Genomic DNA, 20,359 nt, shown 5'->3' on the forward strand with positions numbered 1-20,359 from the left:
ATTTTGATTAATTTCTGACAACCGTTACGTTGCCCTGGTAATTGTATTCTTTTGAAGCGGAAGAGGCTTTTAGCTTGTAGAAGTAAACTCCTTCGGCCACTGGTTGTCCATCACTTTTTCCATCCCAGATTACGGTTGGATCACTTGATTTGAAAACAGTATTTCCCCATCGGTTAACGATAACAAGATCATAGGATTTAATTCCTGCTGTTTTGATTAAGAAAAAGTCGTTTGTACCGTCACCATTTGGAGTGATAATATTCGGAACAGAAATATCCTGGAAAATCTCAATGATTTGGGTCAGGCTTGCCATACAGCCGTTTGCTGCAGTAACCTGCAAAGTAACATTGTAAGCATCTCCGTTGTCTTCATAGATATGCGCCGGGTTTTGAGAAGCAGAACCTTGACCGTCTCCAAAATTCCAGTTCCATGCAGTTATTGAACCGGTACTTTCATCTGTAAACACATAACTTGTTCCTTCTTCCGTGTAGCTGAATTGTGCGGCCGGAGAAGGTTTAATTACCGGAGTGCAGGTTCCCGGTTGCGAGCTGCATCCGTTTGCCCCCATATCCACCACTGCAATTTCACCGGTACCGGTTGTCCAGTCCACAAATACACTGGAAGTTCCTTGTCCGGAAATGATCGTACCATTTGAAGGGAATGTCCATTGGAAATTTCCGGATCCTCCGTTCACAGAAAACTCATTATTAAAGGAATTCTCACAAACTGCCGGGCAATTCAAAGCAGGAGAACCAGGTCTTGCCGTCGACAAAATATATGGATATCCCGGATTCATAAAATTCCAGCCTGTTCTTGTCCGGGTTGTGAAACCACCGTTAACAGCCGAGGTATTTGCAGCCATATCGTTCCAATCGGAACTGGCAGTTCTCCAATGAGCCATTCCTGTCCAGTCGCCGTCATCTGCAATGACATAAAACAAACGGATATCTGTTGGCGCGTTACCGATAAGTCGTTCAATGGAATGGTAATAGGCCGGATTCAAAGCACACATATTACCGTCATTCTCATTTCGATCAAATGCATCCGTATTGGCATCGTAATTATTGAACCGAACCGTATATTCCGATCCGATGTTTGTCTGAGGAGTCAGTTCAACAGGACGAAAACGCAGCGTTCCCGTACTTGATCCCGTTGGAAAGATATACGTAGAAGCAAAATTCGTAATCCGTGAAAGCACTCCGGGCTCCAAACTGCTCACAAATCCTTCGGCTCCGAAAGTCGTGGAATAAGTAATCGCTCCAACCGCAGGGTTCAATACAAAAAAGCTGTTGGTCTGGGTTTCCAATTCCCGGTCATTGAGCTGAAGGCTTCCGGATGCTCCCGTGGACGCGTTTACGCCCTGCAGCGTTTTCTTGCGATTATTTCCAACTCCGGCTCCGGTAAGTACCAGGTTGTTAAAAACCGTTGAAACTCCATTTGTTGACGTAATAAATTGTTGGGTATTCCCAAAAAGAGTTACTGTCGATGTCCCGAAATTAAACATCCCGTCATTTACCCAATCCTGCTCAACCAGGTAAAACCCATTTCCACTTGCGGAAGCATTCGCTCCGATCTTAAATGTTCCCGGATTCGGGAAAGTAGAATTCTTGGTAATGGTGACAGATCCCTGATTGGTCAGGGTTGTTGCTTGTGCCAGTTCGGCACCCCCGTTTACCTGAACGATTGCTCCTGAAGAAATCGAAAGCAAAGCACCATTTGAAAAGAAAATCTGTCCAAAGGAAGGTAACGGCAGAAGTAAACCCAGCAGCGCACCAGTTAGTAGTTTCATGTAGTGTACAATTAATGTAAAACCAAAGATAATTAACGCAGTAACTTATCCAAAAAAACAGACGTGTAAATTCGGAAAATCGTTGCGTATCCGATTGATTTTATTGAAATTAGGTGAAATCAGCTGTTAATTTGTGAAATTAAAATTGGCAGGTTTTCAGATTTTAATTTTAGAGTTAAAAAATCAGGGGGGTTATTTCGGTAACTACTTTAATTCGTAATTCGTAATTCGTAATTAATAAAGTAACTTTGCAGTATGGAAGAACGCTTGGATAAACTATTGGTCGACCGCGGTTTGGTAACCTCCCGGACACGAGGTGAAGAATTGATTAAGAACGGCGACGTACTGGTAAATGGGATTTCTGTGGAAAAACCGGGAAAGAAAATTGCCATTGATGCCAAGATCCTGCTTCTCAATGAAGAGTTGACCTGGGTTTCCCGCGGGGCATTGAAGTTATTGAAAGCACTCGAACACTTCCAAATCGACGTTTCCGATAAGACATTTATTGATCTCGGCGCTTCCACTGGTGGTTTTACGGAAGTATTGCTAAGCAAACAAGCAAAACACGTCTATTGTGTAGATGTTGGCCACGGACAATTGCACGAGCGCATCCGCACCAATCCTTCCATTACCAATATCGAAAAAACACATATCCGAGAGCTGACAACTGCTCATATCCCGGAACCCGTTGACGGAATCGTGATCGACGTTTCATTCATTTCCCTCGAAAAAGTACTTCCGTTCACGGGGTCATTCGTGAAAGAAGGCGGAATACTCGTTGCATTGATCAAACCGCAGTTCGAATTGGAAAAACGGTTCCTGAACAAGCACGGAGTGGTGAAAAGCGCATCCGTGTACCCGGATATCCTGAAACGCATCGAAAAAGCAGCGGTAGATTCACATTTTGAAGTGAAAGGAATCATTGACTCACCGATCATAGGCGGAGACGGAAATAAAGAATTCCTGATGTATGCGGTGAAGAAGTAAGTGTTCCCGCTGATCTCGCGAATTTCGCTGATTTTCATTGTTTTTTGTAGGATAAATCATACACTATAAAAGCAGACGGAAACTTATAGAAAAAATCATCTGCGCTATCAGCGTAATCAGCGTGCAATAAAAAAGTCCCACTTTCGCGGGACCTTTATTCAAGCCAGTTCTACCTTGCCTCGACTATTTCGTTATCGTTTTGAGCTGTAGTAATTTTTCAAACTCCATTGGAGAAGTTGACAACGAAATAAATATCTTTCTACCCCTTAGATGCGGTTCATCGCAAAAGGTTGGAAATTAAAATGAATATTTTATTTGGAGCTTCACGCCCTGGATATCATTAAACACGGTGTTCTCGCTTTTCAGCCTGGAAATGAACTGGTATTGAACGCCCAATCCAAGTGCTGTTTTATTTCTGAACGGTGTAAAATGATAATCCACTCCGGCTGTTGCTCCGACCTGTAATTTCTTAGAATTATACACATTCGTGATAGCTGTACGGCTTTCTTCGTACCCGTTCAACAAGCGGTTCACCGTAATTCCCCCGGAAATCGTTACTCCTCTGAAGGTATATCCTACAGAAGACGACAAGTAAATTGTGTTCAATTTTTGATTCGAACTGGTGTAGCGTCCGTTAACATAGCCTCCGTTCGACTGCGCATACTGGCTGAAACCAACATCCTGTGTGAATCTCCACTTTCTCAAATAAGTGTGGTACTGGAAGTCAGCTGCGATTCCCATGGAAGGAAGCGAACTGGAGAATGCGCTTCTGTTTTTCTCATCAATAAAGGCAAACTGTCCGCCGACCAGCGCACTGAATCTCGGTCTGAAAGGCGCCTGGAACGGCAGGAAGTCAAAATCCCCGATTGTTCCCTGCGGCCCAAATTCCGATACTTCCCTGGCAGCCAACTGGTCCAAAGAAGCGAGATCCGATGCATTTATTCCTTCACTTGCACTCGCATTCGAAGTATTTTCAACAGAACGGTTCTCCACCTGATTTTGATTTGCGGTCAATTCGTTATTCTGAACAAGTTTTTCAGTATTCTGTGCTAAGTTATTCGGTACTCCGTTCACACCATTCACCTCATTATTCGCCATTACGCGTTGCTGCGGATCCGTATTTTGAGGAGTGTTGTTCGCAGTATTGTTTTCAGGAGCATCAGTTGTTCCGTTTACAGCAGCGATCTGACGATCAGTATTTGTCGTATTGGAACCGGAAGTCTTTTCAACAGCACTTAAATAAACCGCACCGGAATTACTACTGTTCGAACCGGTATAACGGTCTGTATAAAATGCCAGGAACACAAACAGGATAGAAGCCGCGGCCATTTTTACCCATGGAATGCGGGTTGTAACCGGGTAATTTAATGTGGTATTCAAACGGTTCCACACGCGTTCTCTTGAAAGCTGTTCTTCGAGGCGTGACCAGCCATCTCCGGAAGTATTCGGCGACCAATTCTCATAAGAATCAACCAGGGCTTTGTCTGCAGAACTTCCGTTTGCTTCCAGTGTTTCGTCCAAACGGTCCCAAACTGCGGAAACTGCCAAATCTGCCTCCAAATTTTCCCAGACATCAGCAGACGGCGAACCTGTCTCCCATTGCTCGAAAGATTTTTGCAGAGATTTGAACTCCCGGTTTGTATGAATATTTCGTTTGTCTAAAGACATCTTTTAAGAAACCAATTTTTGTTTAAGCACCGAACGTGCGTAGTTTAACTGCGATTTGGAAGTTCCCACCGAAATTTCCAACTCTTCTGCAATCTCCGAATGCGACCATCCTTCCAAAGCATACAATTTGAGTACCAATCCGGCCTTCGTAGGCAGCAGGTTGATCTCTTCCAGCACTTTGGCAAATGGAATACCTGTTTCCAAATCCGCTTCTTCCTGGTCCACAGCAGGAACATCTCCCAATTGTGCGAAATTTTTCCGTTTACGCAGTGTCTGAAGGCAGCAATTCACGGTAACTCTTCGCAGCCAGCCTTCGAACGACCCTGTAAATGTATATGAACCAATGTTTTTATAAATGTGCATGTATGCATCGTGCAGCATATCCTCCGCATCCTGTGTATCAGCTCCGTAAAGCTTGCACACCTTGAACAGGTCTTTGGAAAAAAGACGATACAACCGTTCCTGTGCAGATCGTTCCCAATTTGCGCAGCCTTCGATGATATCTTTGTACTCTGCAGACATTATTCAACGGTTAGAACCAATGCATTTGGAAGTTGTTCGGTGATTGCATTGTAAATTTGAGGATTAGTATCTTTATTAATAACTAAAGTAGGACCACTACCAGGTTGGTTTGGCATGTTTACTCCACTCCAAACAGTACTCGGTACCGTAGCAAACAATTTAGCCACATCAAACCCGATATACACTTTGTAATTTTTCTTCTTGCTCAAAAAGAACGGGTTCTGGACCTTAAAATTCAAATCATCCAAATCCGTCCATTCGATCACCATTGGGTGCGGTAAATTTCCCTTATAGTAAGTTCCTTCCAGGCGAACGCTCGGGTTATTGGTATTATCGATCAATGCTTTCAGGTTAAATTCCGTGTAATTACCCATTGGCACATCCAGGGAAATATATAGATCGTCTTGTGTTGAAAACTGGACTTTCTGAACGGGCAGGCTCTTGGTAATTTCTACCGGTGAACCTTTTTCGCGGATACCTGAAACCGAAAATTCTTTCGAATAAAAGAAGCCTTTACTGATAACTACATTCCCCATACTGTTGCTCGTAGATGCAAATCTCCAGTTCAGGTTCAGATAAGCAGGCTGTTTCAAGTTGTATCTTTCACAACCAGAACCTAAAACCACCAATATTAATAATAGGTATAATGCCCTCATTTGTAATCAATTTAAAGCTAAGATACAGCTAAAATAAAAAGGTTGGAAATTAATCTTATTTAGAACAAATACAAATAGCATTTTACTACCTTTGTAGTATGGAAAATCCATCAAAAAGAAAATTCAATGTGCGCGATATCCGCCAGGACTTCCCTGCTTTGCGCCAACAAGTATACGGAAAGAACCTCATCTACTTTGACAACGGTGCAACTTCCCAAAAACCGCAGATGGTATTAGATGCCATCAATCAGTATTACAGCAAGGACAATGCGAACATTCACCGCGGAGTGCACCATTTGAGCCAGAAGGCAACCAATGAGTACGAAGAAGCGCGTGAAATTATCCGCCGCTTTATCAACGCCGAGAAAAAGGAGGAGATCATTTTCACCAAAGGAACAACAGACGGGATTAACCTGGTTGCCCATTCTTTCGGAGAATTGCTGAGTGCAGGAGACGAGATTATGATCTCTGCCATGGAGCACCACTCCAACATTGTACCCTGGCAAATGCTTGCCGAGCGCAAAAAACTGGTACTGAAAGTCATTCCGATCAATAAGCGCGGAGAGCTCATCATGGAGGATTTCCAAAACATGCTTTCTCCCAAAACAAAACTGGTTGCTGTGACCCATATCTCTAACAGTTTGGGAACTATCAATCCGGTGGAAGAAATTATCGAAGCGGCACATGCCGTGGGAGCAAAAGTTTTGATTGACGGAGCCCAGAGCGTACAGCACACAAAAGTAGACGTAACAGCTATGAACTGCGACTTCTTTGTCTTTTCAGGCCATAAAGTTTTCGGTCCTACCGGAATCGGTGTTCTCTACGGAAAAGAAGCCATTTTGGACGAAATGCCTCCTTACCAGGGCGGCGGTGACATGATTGCTAAAGTAACGTTCGAACGCACCACTTACAACGAACTGCCGTTCAAATTTGAAGCGGGAACGCCTCACATTGCCGGCGGAATCTGTCTGGGAACGGCTCTGAATTATTTGGAACAGTTCAACCCCAACGAATTGGAAGAATACGAACGAGAACTGACAGAATATGCACAGGAAATGCTCGAAACATTTGAGAATATCCGTTTGATCGGAACGGCAAAAAACAAAACTTCAGTTGTTGCTTTCACCGTAGACGGCATTCACCCTTTCGACATCGGAACACTTTTAGATAAACAGGGAATTGCCGTAAGAACCGGACATCACTGCACACAGCCTTTGATGGACTTTTACCAAATTCCGGGAACCGTGCGCGCTTCCTTTGCATTTTACAATACACGAGAAGAAATCGATCAATTTATAGCAGCCGTGGAGAAAAGTATTTCCATGCTGGGTTAGTTAGAGTTAGGAGCATATTATGAATATCGAAGAAAAACAGCAAGAAATCATTGACGAATTTGCCATCTACGATGATTGGATGGAAAAATACGAATACATCATTGAGCTTGGAAAAGAACTTCCATTGATCGATCCGGAGAAAAAAACGGAAGACCGATTGATCGAAGGATGCCAGAGCCGTGTTTGGCTAGACGCGACTATCGAAAACGACAAAATACAGCTTACAGCAGATTCTGACGCGATCATTACCAAAGGAATTATTGGTTTACTGATTCGCGTACTAGACAACGAAAAACCGGAAGACATCGTAAAAAGTGATCTTCATTTCATATCAGACATCGGATTACAAGAACACCTTTCACCAACCCGTGCAAACGGATTGCTGAGCATGGTCAAAAAAATCAAATTGCTGGCATTGTCCGCATTAGCAAACTAACAGATGGAACATTTAGAAGACAAAATAGTTGAGATCCTCAAGACCATATTCGACCCGGAAATACCGGTTGATATTTACGAATTGGGTTTGATCTACGAGGTCCGGATCTCGAAGGAAGGAGTCGTTGAGATCGACATGACGCTAACTTCCCCGAACTGTCCGGTTGCGGAATCCCTTCCGAAGGACGTTAAAGAGAAAGTTGAAAGCGTGGAAGGTGTAAGCGAAGCACACGTAAACATTGTATTCGACCCGCCGTGGGACAAGGATATGATGAGCGAAGAAGCGAAACTCGAACTGGGTTTTTTATAAAACCAGTTCAAAGTTGAAATGTTCAAAAGTTCAATTTAAACTTTTTGAACGCTTTGAACGTTCTGAACCCCTTTAGCATTTAAATTTGCAACGCAGGATCGATCATCTTATCGGATTCGCAATTATTAATCGAAACTTTACATTATGACAAGAAGAGTTGTAATTACCGGTTTGGGAGCCCTTACACCAATCGGGAATAACGTTCCGGATTTTTGGAACAACATGAAAGCGGGTAAAAGCGGTGCCGCACCCATTACCAAATTTGATACCTCGAAATTCAAAACAACTTTCGCTTGTGAAGTGAAAGGATACAATCCGGCAGATCATTTTGATGTGAAGGAAATCCGCAAATACGATCCGTTCTCTCAATATGCATTGGTTGCCGTTCGTGAGGCGGTTGCAGATGCGGGAATTAATTTCGAAGAATTGAACCGCGATCGTATCGGAGTAATTTGGGGATCCGGAAACGGGGGAATCCAGACCTTCCAGGACCAGATGAAGGAATATTGTGCAGGTGACGGAACTCCGCGTTTCACACCTTTCTTTATCCCGAGGATCCTTGTGGATATCGCTTCCGGGATTATTTCCATGGAATACGGTCTTCGGGGGATCAACTATTGTGCGGTTTCTGCTTGTGCTACTTCCAATACGGCTATGATCGATGCTTTCAACTACATCAAGTGGGGAAAAGCAAACATGATCATTACAGGCGGATCCGAAGCAGCAGTAAACGAAGCTGCAATCGGCGGGTTTTCCTCCGCTCAGGCTTTGTCCAAGCGAAATGACTCTTATGAAACGGCTTCCCGCCCTTTCGACGTAACGCGCGACGGTTTCGTGATGGGAGAAGGTGCCGGGGCGATCATCCTGGAAGAATACGAACACGCCGTGGCTCGCGGAGCAAAAATTTACGCAGAAGTTGTAGGCGGCGGAATGGCTGCTGATGCTTACCACTTAACAGGAACCCATCCGGAAGGAGACGGTGCCGTACTGGGAATGGAAGAAGCACTGCGCGACGCAGAAATTACTCCGGACCAAATTGACTACGTGAACATGCACGCAACTTCTACTCCGCAGGGAGATAACAGCGAGTTGATTGCTTTGCGACGCGTATTCGGTGAGAATTCGGATTTAAGTGTTTCCGGAACGAAATCCATGACGGGACATTTACTTGGAGCAGCAGGAGCGGTAGAAGCCATTTCCTGTATTTTGGCAATCCGTGATTCGGTAGTTCCGCCAACGATCAATACCACGGAGATCGAACCGGAATTCAAAGATTTGTATGATTTCCCGTTAGGAAAAGCAAAAGCAAAAGAGATCAACTATGCCATGAGCAATACTTTCGGCTTCGGAGGGCACATTGCCACGGTAATCTTCAAGAAAATATAAAACAAATACTCCCTGTGGGCACGCGATTAATCGCGTGCCCACATTGTTTTCATCCAATCCACCACCTGTTCGCAGAAAAATTCCAGTTCTTCCGAATCTCGTTTCATGGGATGTGTTGTATTTAAGGTATGACCTGCATTGGGAATCGGCAGGAAAGCATTTCGCGGATTGTTCTTATACACCCAGGAGAAAATCGTGCGACCATGCTCAAAAGGCACAGCTTCATCATCCACGGCATGAGCCACGAAACACGGAATGGTCAGATTTTCTACTATTGTTTGCATGTTCCAGGTAGAATCGCTTGCCAGGGTTTCTGCTAAAAATTCCGGACCCTGGGGTAATTCCTGTTTGGTACGCATATTCGGACGGAAATAGACCCCGTTTGCTTTCCATTCTTCCATAATTTCCGGAGTTCTTACATCCAGTGTCCGAAGTGAGTTCAAAAGGATGATCCCGTCGATTGTTATTCCGGTTTCCCGGATTGCTTTCGAAGCGAACATAGCGGAAAAACCACCCATGCTGTGTCCGAAAAGGAACAATTGTTTCGGTTGATGGAACAAGTTATTCTCCGACAGCTGTTTTGTCATAAAAACCAGGTCCTCAACTTCCAGTCTCCGGCAGTTATGCTTATACCTTTCCAGGTCATCGAAATAATCACCGTCATCCGAAATCCCGCAATGTGTGTAGTTGAATGCTATGGAAGAAATCCCTTTTTCCGCGAAACGTGCCTGGATGGTCGGGAACATTCCGAAATGGTAAAACCCATTATGCCCGCAAGCCATTAATACAAGCGGTGAATCAGTCCCGCAGGATACAAAATTTCCACGAATCATTCCGTTCGGACTTTCGAACTTAAAAAGTTTAGCTTCCATCCTCATTTTTACCCAAGGTACTTAAAACATTCCGAAATAACAGACTCCATTCCTCCAAAACACCGCAGGAAAAGGTATTTTAATTGCATTCAACGGTTTCAGTACTTTTCTTAACCACGGTCTTTTAATAGGAAGTTGTGACCAGTCCACATCCAGGGAAATGGCGTATTCCTGCCTCGCGAAGTAAGTTTTTCCTGTATTCAAATCTGTGTAGGTATTCAGATCACCGTTCAGTTTTGCATCGATGCTGTAGCCAAAGCCGACCTGTATCCATTTCGGGAATTTCGATTCTTTGAAAAAAGTTCCGGGAGCAACGCAGAGCCAGTAACTTTGGGCGTTGTAATCTTTTAGTAAGCGCTCCGGGAAATTGGAACCCAGTGTATTTGGTCGAATTTCCGCATACGGTGATGGTTTATAGCCGAACTTGAGCTGAAAACGCTGTTCGTCCCAACCCAGCTGCTGACCTATAAACAACCCTGCTCCGGCTGTATTTGCAGTCAGATCTGCCCAGGAGAATCCCCATTGCGCGCTGAATCCATCCAATATTTCTACCGAAAGCTGATAAGTCCATGCAATTCCACCGGATAGAAACACCGCTTTCTTCTTCGGCATTCTGGCCCAGCGCCAGGCAGCATAGTTCAGGGTCGACAATTTATAGGCTGTGTAGGAATGTCCCAATTTATCCATGTACAACCATTCATTGGAATCATCAAACGCATGGAATTTCGATTTCGGGTATTCTTTGTACCAGACTACGGAAAGCAGCGCTACACTTCCCCCGCCCAATACCAGGTTGGTTCCCCCTACCCAGTATGAACGTTTATTCCACGTCGTATCTGCCTGCTGGCCATAACCAGAAATCGACGCAAAAAAAAGACAGAAAAGAAGCGTTTTCACGGCTGAAAAATACAACTTTCTGTCCTTAATCTCTTATGGGTTCATTTTAAAATGATGTAAAAGCATGTTCAAATGTTCAAATGTTCAAATGTTCAAATGTTCAAATGTTCAAATGTTCAAATGCTAAATAAATTTGTTTGATCCTTTTTAAACTCTTTTGAACCTTCGAAGTTCGAAGAACGAAGAAGATTTGAACTTTTCTAACGCGAAACGGCAACTTCAAAGGTAACATCCACCAAATCTCCGATTTTCGAGTCGGAAGTCATGTTGTGTTTGGTTCTGTCTACCATCGATTTTCCGACAAATACCAATACGGCACTTCCGTCTTTATCCACTTTTGATACAAAACGCAGATCGACAACTGTTTCAGCTTTCATACCCACAAATTCCAGTTCTCCGGTAATTTTATAGTCCTCACCCACTTTCTGAATTTTCCTGGATTGGAAGACGATTTTCGGGTATTTCTCACTTTCAATAAACTCATCACTCAATACCGATTCATCGCGAATGTCGTTAAAGGTTGTCAAACTACCGCTTTCCATTTCCACATTTAAGCTTCTCAATACACCCGCTTTATCGAGTTGCAGATCTACCGTGAAATCTTTAATCGCACCGGAAGTTCTACTTGCCGGCGGCCCCACTTCAAATTCCAGCTTCGAATTAGCCGCTACGCTTTTCCAGGCTCCTGCATCACCATCTGTAAGTGCAATTGCAGGCATTGACATCACATCTTTTCTACCAGACGCATTATTCGATCCTTTATCTGAAGAAGCCAAAAGTGTTTCAACTTTTAGTTTTTCTCGCTGTAAACAAGTATCTGCCGAGCTTGTAAATCCGATTAAGATAAGCGGCAAAAGCATGCCGTGAAAAGGTTTCGCATCTTCGGGTTGTTCAATCAATGCCAATGCCAGTGACGACCCGATAATTGCACCCAAATAAGTAGGCATTCCTCCGAAATTTTCGTTGACAAGTCCAAAGCTTACCAAAATACCGATTATTAAAAGCGGCAGGAAGAGACTTAAAAACACCCGTGCTTTCTGGGTTTTAATCGACTTGCAGGCCCAAAGCGATCCCAATCCGGCCAAAATTCCCATCCATAAATTTCCTTTCATCAGAGAATCCGAACCCCCATCCAGTGAATTTAAAGAGAAGAAAATCCAGGCGACTGCGAAAATGAGAATTCCAAGCTGCAGCCCGCTATTTGAGCGCAATCCCAAATTTGCGGCAAAGAATCCCGTAGCCAACAAGATTACTCCGAATGTTGAAACCATGAAGGATGCTGCAAAAACAAAGATTCCGAGGTAAATCAGTGAAATAGCAGTTCCGAATTCGGCCTTATCCGCACCGAACCAACGCTCTGCAAACCAATCTTTTATTTTCGCAAAAAGCGGGATAATAGAGCCGATAATTGCAAATGTGGCAACTTCAAAATTCCAGTTCACCTCAAATCCCTGGTAAGTTGCCTTCGCTCCGATGGGAATCAGGGTCAGCAATCCCACAAAATAAGGTGCAATCTTCCGAACTCTTTCCGGGAGCAGAGAAATTAAATACCCCAAAGCAATTATTCCGATCAGGGTAAAACAGATCATTTCCAGCGAAGGATCTTCTTCAAATCCATTGGTCAAAGCCACGATCAAACAAATGATGGCAATGCTCAACGAGGTTTTAAACAGAAATGCCACACGAACAAAAAAGGCCGTTATGATTGCAATAATTCCAACGCCAATTCCGAGATAATTTTCCATAATGGTCCATTTTACAAGTAGTAATTATTTCTTTTGGCATCACCCGGTTCACCGCTGCGGACCGGGATCAAGTGAAAAATTAGTTTAAAAATTTGAACTTTCCAAAGAAATTTTAACAACTATAGCTGTCCTTCCCACTAGTACTTGCGAACAAGCACTCTTTTCTTTTACCGCAAATGCACAAATTTTTAACGGCGCCTACCGGTCGTCTTTTTCTCAAATTCAACTTGTACCTATTGTAAGAAATGATCTTTTTGATTAACTTAAGTAGAACGGAACACTATTTATTGAAAGAAGAATGCTACGAAATTATTGGATCATGTATGGAAGTTCATTCTGAACTTGGATTCGGATTTTCCGAGATTGTTTATAAGGATGCGTTGGAATATGAATTCAAAAAGAATAGAATTCCGTTTGCACGGGAAGTGAAATATCAGGTAAGATACAAAGACACTGTTCTTCCTCATCAATTTTGTGCTGATTTTGTTGTTTTTGACACCATCATTTTAGAAGTAAAAGCGGTATCTGATTTATGTAATGAACATTTTGAACAAACTATTAACTATCTGGCCGTATCAGGAATGGAGGTTGGGGTTTTGGTAAATTTTCGAAAGCCGAGACTTCAATATAAGAGGGTTATTCTATCAGAACGCTAATCTCCCAACAGCGAGACCGGTAGGTGAGCTTTTTATTTGTGCATTTGCGGGAAACTACCCTGGGGTTGTAACTTGTGGTAGAGTAAATGGGGAGTTTAAAGAAATAGCGGGTTCTTGACTTTGAGTTCAAGCAGCTGGTGGAAAACAGCATCTTTCAGGGAGCTTTCCAATAATTCCAGGTGCTGGATGCGGTGGCAGTCACTTCCCAGTATATCGATCAAACCGGCTTTCAATAAACGGATGGCCTGGTTCTTTACATCGGGTCCGTAATGCCCCGTAAAGGAATTCAGATTTACCTGGATGTAACAGCCGCGTTCACGTAATGATCTGGCAACTTCGATCGAAGGATGATAATACATATATCGTTCAAAATGTGCCAAAACAGGCTGATATCCGGCTGATTTCAAAGCAAAAACAAGTTCTTCTACCTGTGAAGGCTGGTTTCTGAATGAAAACTCAAAAAGAATATGATTTCCATGGAAGGGAAGTAAATCCTTCTTGCGGATCCGCTCAAAAAGCGTTTCATCAAAATAATATTCTGCGGAAGCTTCCAGTTCGAGCTTTAAATCAAGATCTCGGCTTACTTTGCGAACATCTTCCAATTTTTGTAAAATGATCTCCGAATTATTATCGTAAACTCCCGACATGATATGCGGGGTCATAATCAGCTTTTGGTATCCCAATTCTTCAAACTTTCGCAGCATTCCGATGGTATGATCCATGGTTGGTGCCCCGTCATCGATCCCTGGAAGCAGGTGACTGTGAATGTCCACACGCAAAATTCCTCCTATATCGGCAGCTTCTTTTTTCTGCCGGTTAAACATGTCGAATAATCCCATTCTTAACGCTGATTATACATGTTTTTGTAATAATCCTGGTATGCTCCGGAGGTAACTTCCTGCACCCAGTCCTGGTTATTCAAATACCAAACAACTGTATTTTGAAGACCTTCTTCGAAGGTAATACTCGGTTTCCAGCCCAATTCTTCAAACAATTTGGTGGCATCAATTGCGTAGCGCATATCGTGGCCGGCACGGTCTTTCACATAAGTAATCAATTCGGCACTTTCTCCTTCCTTACGCCCTAACTCCCGATCCATAATTTTGCATAGTTCACGGATCAGATCAATGTTGCGCCATTCGTTCCAGCCGCCGATATTGTAATTACAGCCGATTTCGCCTTTGTGGAAAATCACATCAATTGCTCGGGCATGATCTTCGACCCACAACCAATCTCTGACATTAATTCCTTCGCCATAAACAGGCAGCGGTTTTTTGTTCAGGATATTGTTGATCATGAGCGGAATCAGTTTCTCGGGATGATGGTGGCTCCCGTAATTATTGGAACAATTCGACCGTTTTACCGGGAAACCGTAGGTATGATAATAGGCAGAAACGAAATGGTCTGATGCAGCTTTCGATGCAGAATAAGGGCTTCTCGGATCGTATGGAGTAGTTTCCGTAAAAAATCCTTCATCACCTAATGACCCGAACACTTCATCGGTGGAAACGTGGTAAAAAATGTGTCCCTCCAAATCCTTCCAGTAAGCTCTGGCCTGGTTCATCAAATTCACAGTACCAACCACATTGGTGTGCACGAATTCCATCGGTCCTTCAATAGAGCGGTCTACATGTGATTCTGCTGCCAAATGAATGACATCCGTAACCCGGTATTTTTCGAATGCTTCTTTTACGTCTCGTTCGGAAGTAATGTCTCCTTTGAAAAAGAGGTGATTTTTTGCATCCATTACGTCCTTCAAATTGGACAGATTTCCTGCATAAGTCAGTGAGTCAAAAGTGATAATTTGATAGGACGGATACTTGTTTACCAACAAACGCACCAAATGCGACCCGATAAATCCTGCACCACCTGTCACCAATATCTGTTTCTGTGTTGTCATACAAAAAGTAAAAATAACCAATTACCGGGAAACAGAAAGCGAATGAGAGCCAGAATGAGACTATGAATCTCCTTTTTGACTTCCATTTCACGCACCGGTCCTCACATTCTCTTTCTGTTTCACATGTTGCTCCCTTAGGATTTTAAGTTTTCGAGCGCGAATTTGAACTAATTGAAATAAAAAAAGGGCATCCGTCATTGACGGACACCCTTCTAAACTGAGATTATACCTAAAAAATTACCGAACAATTTCTAATTAATTCGATAATTGCCTTTAACTCGTTTATTATTCTACTACTAACTTAATCACGCTTGTCTTATCATCGCTTTGAACATGCAGGAAGTAAACTCCCGGTGTCAAATCGCTAACAGATACCGTTGTTTTAGCTGTAAAGCTATCGATTGTTCTGATCAAAGCTCCGGCCATATTGTATACAGATCCTGCAGCCTGAGTTGCAACCGGTAATTCAACTACTACGTAGTCGTTAGCCGGGTTCGGGTATACATTCAAACCTTCAATCGTGTTTGTTGCAACATCAGCAGTACTTGTAACTACAACCGTTGCAATCACTGTTTCCGTTCCACACTCATTCGTCAAAGTCACAGATACCATTTTAGGACCCGTAGTTGTAAACTCATGAGTTACAGTTCCCGGTGCGTTTGCAAGCGTTGTACCATCACCGAAATCCCATGAATACTGGTCTGCGTTTTGCGGATTCAGGACTGTAAACGTATAAGTCGGCATATTATTTTGCACATAGATTGAAGAAGCTGTAGGAGCGTCCATCACTGAAACGTTAATAGAACCTATACCCACACATCCGTTAGGAGCCGTTACATTTACAACGTAAGGACCTGCCTGAGTTACCACACGTGTTTGAGTTGTCAATTGAGAACCACTCCACACATAAGATGCTCCGGGGTTTCCTGCATCCAAAGTTAATGATTCACCCTCACAGATTGTTGTATCGTTTCCTAAAAGAACCGATGGATTAGTGTTTACTACCTCAACTGTCTCGATTTTCTTCGCGCAAGAAGTAGAACCGTTGCTGCTGATCCAGATATCGTAAGTTCCAGGCTGAACGTTTGTAAACGTACTTGCAGTACCCCATACCGGAGTTGCATTTTCAGCAACAAATGCGTATTCCTGGTACAATGCTTTCATGTGGATATCAGAAACCGCCTGTCTCATTGCATCACCTCCGGTAGCAGCACTGAATGCATGCTTCCATCCGGTTGTTGTTGCATTAATATAAGCAGCTGGCATTTGAATATTGTTAAATATTGATTCCCCGTCAAGTGTCAAACTTGCCTTTCCTGCAGGATTGATCGTTAACACAACCTGTACATCTGTTTTCAATTTCCAGGAATTTACATTTGGAGTGTAGAACAAAGTAGTTCCAGCAGTCGGTGTAACCGATGTCCCACTTACCCCGCCTGTATTTCCGTATACCAGGTAAATTCCAACTTCATTAGGACTATTACCTGCTGCATCAAATACCAGTCTCAATTTAGATCCGCTACCATTTTGGTTCGCATTTGCCGCTAAATCATCTCCAAAAGAGTAAGTGATTCCATCGGCACCACCCGTACCCCATGTATTGATCGGCTGATCGGCAGTCATTTTAAACGAAACAGACATCGCATTATTAATTCCCGTATGGAAGTTCGGATCGTCAATCACAATGGAAGCTGATCCGATGCTTGTTGCTGATGGAGTAATAACACCTCTTCCACCTACGATTGCAGCACCTCCGTTAAACGTAATGTTCATAGCATCCGTTAAAGGATTAGCCAAAGGATTGGTATAAACCACTTCTTCTACCTGCTGTCCGAAAACGTAATCCAAACTTACGGTACCTCCTAAATTATTACAGTCGTAATCCACCACTGTCACATCCGCTCCGAAACCAACAACAATTGAAGTTGAGATAGAATCAACAGCATCCGGGCAAGTGTTTGATCTGAAATCAGTGTATACTTTATAGATACTGTCTGTCGCAGGTGTGAAGTTATAGGTATTGGAAGTACTCCAGTCTTGTAAGATTGCACCGTCAGCACCGATGAATTTGTATTCATAAGCTCCACCTCCGTTGATTACTGCAGGCGCAACGGTTGCTGTAACTGTTACAGGCGTACCCGGAGCACAAAGTTCTGTTGGAGCATAAACAGCAGTTCGCTGGATTTTAGATAGCGGGCTAACCAATGTTGTTACCGTATCTTTACATCCGGCTAAATCGGTTCCGATCAAGGTATAAAGTGTTGAGTTTGTCGGATTCGCTATTACAGTATCGTTATTTGCAACATTCAATCCGGCAGCAGGTGTCCAGGCATAAGTATCAGCACCTTCAGCGATAACGGTTACAGCATCTCCTGCACAGTAAGCAACATCAGTCTCGTTTAAAGAAAGTGTCGGAGCAACATTATAAGTTATTGTAGCTTCTTCTGAAATATCAGACATCCCCGAGTTGTCACAAGTAACCTGTGCACGGATGTTCATTGTTGTTGTCGGTACTGTTGAGTAAACAGAAGTATCCGAGTTTGCATACGGAACCCATCCGGAACCGTCATTGTATTCCCATTGGTAGCTGTAACCACTCAAGAATGGCAATCCACTTAGCGAAAGATTCACGGAAGCCCCTGTATTTGAACAAACAGATGCAGCCGATGTTACCGCATTCGCATGTACAGGTGTTCCTGAACAAGGACCTGTTGTTTCATGAACGAATTGCGTTTGAGCAACATAACCGAATCTGTTGTTTGCTGTCGGCGGTGCCGCAGGATCAGGGTTGTTGCCGTCATTGCGGTACAAAATGGATCGGTTGGCTCCTGTTGAATGGTTTCTCCAGGTAACAGTTGACCAACCAGAAGTATTTTCATCAATAGCAAGAACTACGTTACTTACTCCATCCCATAAGAACGGAGTGGATAATGTAATCTCCATCCAACTGTTTCCTGCAGGTGCTGTCACGTTCCCTGAAAACACCTGAGTCATACTTGCCAAAGGAACCCAGGAGGTATTCGTCGCGAAATCAGTCTGTGCTGTTGACCCCATGAACATAGTCCATGCCGTTGAAGACGATAGGTTTCCAGAGACGTAGAAAAAGCGGACTTTCGTGATCAAACTTGGAGTTCCCTGCATAGCAGGAGCAAAATCAGTTGACAAGTAAATTTGCTGGGTGTAATTGTAACCATAGTTACCATAGATCGGCATCTCAGTCGAGGTGTTTGTTCCTGTTGCCAGCGAGGTTGTAACCGTCTGCGCAAAAGAAAGCAAAGAACCCATCGACATCAGGGCACCCAGTGCAAGGCTCCTTGAAATCGATCGATTCCTCATTTTAAAAGTTGTAAGTTTCTTCATATAGATTATGATAAGTTTAATAATAGGCTAATTTAGAAAGAACGTAGAGTTTTTACTAAATGATTAGTGAGACAAAAAGGGGACAAACAATATTTTGTGAAATGATTAACAGTTCCGGCTTTTTAAGCGGGGAAAATTAAACTAAATGCTTTTGATAAAGCGGGTAAGATCGTCCAACGACTCAATGTTCAGTTTTTTACGAAGCCTCAAATTTGTCTTCCGAACCGAGTCCGGAGAAATAGCGAGTGTACGTGCCATTTCCAAATTCGATAAATTCAGTTTGATTAATGCCGCCAAACGGATTTCAGCTGCCGTAATTTCCGGAAAGCGTTCCTGGAAAAAATCAAAGAACCCAGGATTTAATTTTTCAAAAAGTCTTTTAAACTCGATCCAATCGTTTTCCGTCAGCAGTGAAAAAGACTGCAGGTCATTCAACATGGTCTCTTTTTCAGAATCCGTTACGGAATGCCGGTTCTTTTCAAAAGTTTCAACCTGCTCCTGCAATTCGAAGATTACTTTATTCTTATCGAACATGGTGGAAAGCAATGCACGCATTTCACGTTCGGTTGCATGCAATTCGTCTTCCATCTGCTGTGCCCTCAGGGTCAAAAGCTCTTTGTCCTGTTTCCGTTTACGCTGGATCTGTTTGATGATGATGAAACTGGTTAGCCCCAAAATAAGACAGATAACAAACAATCCCAGAATAATCAGGTCATCCGTTTTTTTCTTCTCTTTGTAAATGTTGTTCTCCCCCTGCTTTCGTTCGAATTCAATTTGGAATTCGGCATTTTGAATATTCAGGAACTGCCTTTTTTCATCGTTGATCTCTTTATAGGAAATGTACTTACGAAAACTTTTTAAAGCCATTTCATATTGACCCAATTTCTCATAGTATGAGATCTTCGTGCGGTAGTAAGTTCCCCAAAGCTGCGGATTTGTCTCATGCTTCATCAAGCTGTCAAACACCTGCATTTTTACGGTTGATTGGGCCAGTTTATTTTCCATCAGATCAAGCTCTATCAATAAAGCCAATGCATTGATCTGGCTGTTTGTCTGACTGCTTTTAGAACTGACTTCATAATCGAATTCGATCAGTTTACGGGCTTTTTTGTTTTCTTTCTTGCTCAACGCAATATATCCCAGGTTACCGGACAAAATTCCCATCCATGCTTCATCTTTTAGCTTTACCGCCTGGTCATATGCTTTTTGAAGGTAGTATTCGGAAGTCTTGTTATCCTGTTTATCCCTGTAAATCAAACTCAAAGTATTGTAGAGCTTAATTTTACTTATCTCTGAAACATGCGAGTGATGCAGTGCAATATTCAGGTGTTTTTCAGAAAGATCAAACCTTCTGAAGAAATAATATACCTGACCTAATGTTTCGTGAAAATATGCGAGATATGGTTTTTGAGAAGTATAAACATCCTTTTCTTCGCGAAGGGTTATGTAAAGAAAATAATAGGCTTCCCGGTGTTTTTGTCCATCACTCAGTCTGTGGCCTATTGCAAAACACAATTCAGGGTATTCTTCCGTTTCGGTAATCTTGTCCTCTTTACATAGCAGCTTCAGGAAATGGTCCCATTCTGTACTTTTTGAAAAATCGGATTGGTGATAATTCTCAAAAAGTTGAACAAAAGAGATTCCCTTATTCTCGTGTTCTGAAACAATCTTCGAAAATCCCTGCTCTGCGTTCAGCAGTGCGTGGGAAGAAAATGAAATCAGCGCACAAGAAAGTAAAAATAAGGTTAAACGGTAGCAAATGTGTTTCAACGTGTATCAACTAGGGGTATCCAACAAAAGTAAACTATTTATTCTTTAGAGAAAAGCCCGGAAATGGCTCTC

General features: G+C 42.9%; 17 protein-coding genes. 6 read left to right on the forward strand and 11 right to left on the reverse strand.

The genetic code is table 11. The features are described from left to right. Nucleotides 1-7: 7 nt before the first annotated feature. The gene (locus QZT69_RS16715) at nt 8-1,789 is read right to left on the reverse strand and encodes a gliding motility-associated C-terminal domain-containing protein (RefSeq protein WP_294677861.1); all 1,782 of its coding nucleotides are present in this window, start codon (nt 1,787-1,789) and stop codon (nt 8-10) included. 255 nt (nt 1,790-2,044) lie between these two features. Here QZT69_RS16715 and QZT69_RS16720 point away from each other — a divergent pair, with 255 nt between their 5' ends. Continuing rightward, the gene (locus QZT69_RS16720) at nt 2,045-2,776 is read left to right on the forward strand and encodes a TlyA family RNA methyltransferase (RefSeq protein WP_294677877.1); all 732 of its coding nucleotides are present in this window, start codon (nt 2,045-2,047) and stop codon (nt 2,774-2,776) included. A gap of 297 nt (nt 2,777-3,073) precedes the next feature. Here QZT69_RS16720 and QZT69_RS16725 read toward each other — a convergent pair whose 3' ends face one another. From QZT69_RS16725 to QZT69_RS16735, 3 genes are read right to left on the reverse strand one after another with little or no spacing between them, the layout of a single operon-like run. Next, complete coding sequence (locus tag QZT69_RS16725; RefSeq protein ID WP_294677883.1) at nt 3,074-4,444, reverse strand: hypothetical protein; 1,371 nt, start codon at nt 4,442-4,444, stop codon at nt 3,074-3,076. 3 nt (nt 4,445-4,447) lie between these two features. Further along, entirely contained in the window at nt 4,448-4,966 is a 519-nt protein-coding gene (locus QZT69_RS16730) for a sigma-70 family RNA polymerase sigma factor (RefSeq protein ID WP_294677888.1), read from the reverse strand. Then, on the reverse strand, nt 4,966-5,622 hold the full coding sequence (locus QZT69_RS16735; RefSeq protein WP_294677891.1) for a hypothetical protein: 657 nt from the start codon (nt 5,620-5,622) through the stop codon (nt 4,966-4,968). Before QZT69_RS16735 ends, QZT69_RS16730 begins: the two co-directional genes overlap by 1 nt. Nucleotides 5,623-5,720: 98 nt before the next feature. Here QZT69_RS16735 and QZT69_RS16740 point away from each other — a divergent pair, with 98 nt between their 5' ends. The 4 genes from QZT69_RS16740 (at nt 5,721) to fabF (ending at nt 9,087) form a co-directional block, all read left to right on the forward strand. Continuing rightward, complete coding sequence (locus tag QZT69_RS16740; RefSeq protein WP_294677899.1) at nt 5,721-6,956, forward strand: aminotransferase class V-fold PLP-dependent enzyme; 1,236 nt, start codon at nt 5,721-5,723, stop codon at nt 6,954-6,956. A 19-nt stretch (nt 6,957-6,975) separates the two neighbouring features. Next, nucleotides 6,976-7,392: a SufE family protein gene (locus QZT69_RS16745; RefSeq protein ID WP_294677905.1), complete on the forward strand. Its 417-nt coding sequence runs from the start codon at nt 6,976-6,978 to the stop codon at nt 7,390-7,392. A 3-nt stretch (nt 7,393-7,395) separates the two neighbouring features. Next, nucleotides 7,396-7,701: an SUF system Fe-S cluster assembly protein gene (locus tag QZT69_RS16750; RefSeq protein ID WP_294677913.1), complete on the forward strand. Its 306-nt coding sequence runs from the start codon at nt 7,396-7,398 to the stop codon at nt 7,699-7,701. 144 nt (nt 7,702-7,845) lie between these two features. Beyond that, nucleotides 7,846-9,087 carry a beta-ketoacyl-ACP synthase II gene (fabF, locus tag QZT69_RS16755; RefSeq protein ID WP_294677932.1) on the forward strand — a complete coding sequence of 414 codons (1,242 nt, stop codon included), beginning with the start codon at nt 7,846-7,848 and terminating at the stop codon, nt 9,085-9,087. A gap of 26 nt (nt 9,088-9,113) precedes the next feature. Here fabF and QZT69_RS16760 read toward each other — a convergent pair whose 3' ends face one another. The 3 genes from QZT69_RS16760 to QZT69_RS16770 all read right to left on the reverse strand — a co-directional run bounded on the left by QZT69_RS16760 (nt 9,114) and on the right by QZT69_RS16770 (nt 12,601). Next, nucleotides 9,114-9,959: an alpha/beta fold hydrolase gene (locus QZT69_RS16760; protein WP_294677937.1), complete on the reverse strand. Its 846-nt coding sequence runs from the start codon at nt 9,957-9,959 to the stop codon at nt 9,114-9,116. Between the two features lie 21 nt (nt 9,960-9,980). Beyond that, nucleotides 9,981-10,856 carry a DUF2279 domain-containing protein gene (locus tag QZT69_RS16765; RefSeq protein WP_294677939.1) on the reverse strand — a complete coding sequence of 292 codons (876 nt, stop codon included), beginning with the start codon at nt 10,854-10,856 and terminating at the stop codon, nt 9,981-9,983. Between the two features lie 200 nt (nt 10,857-11,056). Further along, complete coding sequence (locus QZT69_RS16770) at nt 11,057-12,601, reverse strand: YceI family protein (RefSeq protein ID WP_294677945.1); 1,545 nt, start codon at nt 12,599-12,601, stop codon at nt 11,057-11,059. Nucleotides 12,602-12,846: 245 nt separating this feature from the next. On the opposite strand from QZT69_RS16770, the gene QZT69_RS16775 reads away from it, so the two are divergent. Beyond that, complete coding sequence (locus QZT69_RS16775) at nt 12,847-13,257, forward strand: GxxExxY protein (RefSeq protein WP_294677952.1); 411 nt, start codon at nt 12,847-12,849, stop codon at nt 13,255-13,257. A gap of 95 nt (nt 13,258-13,352) precedes the next feature. Here the strand turns inward: QZT69_RS16775 and QZT69_RS16780 are convergent, their stop codons facing one another. The 4 genes from QZT69_RS16780 to QZT69_RS16795 all read right to left on the reverse strand — a co-directional run bounded on the left by QZT69_RS16780 (nt 13,353) and on the right by QZT69_RS16795 (nt 20,287). Next, nucleotides 13,353-14,096 (reverse strand): CpsB/CapC family capsule biosynthesis tyrosine phosphatase, encoded by a 744-nt coding sequence (locus tag QZT69_RS16780; RefSeq protein ID WP_294677959.1) that lies wholly within the window; start codon nt 14,094-14,096, stop codon nt 13,353-13,355. A 2-nt stretch (nt 14,097-14,098) separates the two neighbouring features. Next, nucleotides 14,099-15,157, reverse strand: a complete 1,059-nt coding sequence (rfbB, locus tag QZT69_RS16785; protein ID WP_294677966.1) for a dTDP-glucose 4,6-dehydratase — start codon at nt 15,155-15,157, stop codon at nt 14,099-14,101. Nucleotides 15,158-15,442: 285 nt separating this feature from the next. Then, a complete protein-coding gene (locus tag QZT69_RS16790; RefSeq protein WP_294677985.1) occupies nt 15,443-18,517 on the reverse strand; it encodes a T9SS type A sorting domain-containing protein in 3,075 nt (1,024 codons plus the stop codon). Between the two features lie 141 nt (nt 18,518-18,658). After that, nucleotides 18,659-20,287 (reverse strand): hypothetical protein, encoded by a 1,629-nt coding sequence (locus tag QZT69_RS16795; RefSeq protein ID WP_294677994.1) that lies wholly within the window; start codon nt 20,285-20,287, stop codon nt 18,659-18,661. Nucleotides 20,288-20,359 lie beyond the last annotated feature (72 nt).

This window comes from uncultured Fluviicola sp. (assembly GCF_902168135.1).
GTDB lineage: Bacteria > Bacteroidota > Bacteroidia > Flavobacteriales_D > Crocinitomicaceae > Fluviicola.

What these genes read in the sequence shown, in the direction of transcription:
- QZT69_RS16715 (WP_294677861.1), bottom strand. Translation starts at nt 1,789, where the DNA reads ATGAAACTACTAACTGGTGCGCTGCTGGGTTTACTTCTGCCGTTACCT.
- QZT69_RS16720 (WP_294677877.1), top strand. Translation starts at nt 2,045, where the DNA reads ATGGAAGAACGCTTGGATAAACTATTGGTCGACCGCGGTTTGGTAACC.
- QZT69_RS16725 (WP_294677883.1), bottom strand. Translation starts at nt 4,444, where the DNA reads ATGTCTTTAGACAAACGAAATATTCATACAAACCGGGAGTTCAAATCT.
- QZT69_RS16730 (WP_294677888.1), bottom strand. Translation starts at nt 4,966, where the DNA reads ATGTCTGCAGAGTACAAAGATATCATCGAAGGCTGCGCAAATTGGGAA.
- QZT69_RS16735 (WP_294677891.1), bottom strand. Translation starts at nt 5,622, where the DNA reads ATGAGGGCATTATACCTATTATTAATATTGGTGGTTTTAGGTTCTGGT.
- QZT69_RS16740 (WP_294677899.1), top strand. Translation starts at nt 5,721, where the DNA reads ATGGAAAATCCATCAAAAAGAAAATTCAATGTGCGCGATATCCGCCAG.
- QZT69_RS16745 (WP_294677905.1), top strand. Translation starts at nt 6,976, where the DNA reads ATGAATATCGAAGAAAAACAGCAAGAAATCATTGACGAATTTGCCATC.
- QZT69_RS16750 (WP_294677913.1), top strand. Translation starts at nt 7,396, where the DNA reads ATGGAACATTTAGAAGACAAAATAGTTGAGATCCTCAAGACCATATTC.
- fabF (WP_294677932.1), top strand. Translation starts at nt 7,846, where the DNA reads ATGACAAGAAGAGTTGTAATTACCGGTTTGGGAGCCCTTACACCAATC.
- QZT69_RS16760 (WP_294677937.1), bottom strand. Translation starts at nt 9,959, where the DNA reads ATGGAAGCTAAACTTTTTAAGTTCGAAAGTCCGAACGGAATGATTCGT.
- QZT69_RS16770 (WP_294677945.1), bottom strand. Translation starts at nt 12,601, where the DNA reads ATGGAAAATTATCTCGGAATTGGCGTTGGAATTATTGCAATCATAACG.
- QZT69_RS16775 (WP_294677952.1), top strand. Translation starts at nt 12,847, where the DNA reads ATGATCTTTTTGATTAACTTAAGTAGAACGGAACACTATTTATTGAAA.
- QZT69_RS16780 (WP_294677959.1), bottom strand. Translation starts at nt 14,096, where the DNA reads ATGGGATTATTCGACATGTTTAACCGGCAGAAAAAAGAAGCTGCCGAT.
- rfbB (WP_294677966.1), bottom strand. Translation starts at nt 15,157, where the DNA reads ATGACAACACAGAAACAGATATTGGTGACAGGTGGTGCAGGATTTATC.
- QZT69_RS16790 (WP_294677985.1), bottom strand. Translation starts at nt 18,517, where the DNA reads ATGAAGAAACTTACAACTTTTAAAATGAGGAATCGATCGATTTCAAGG.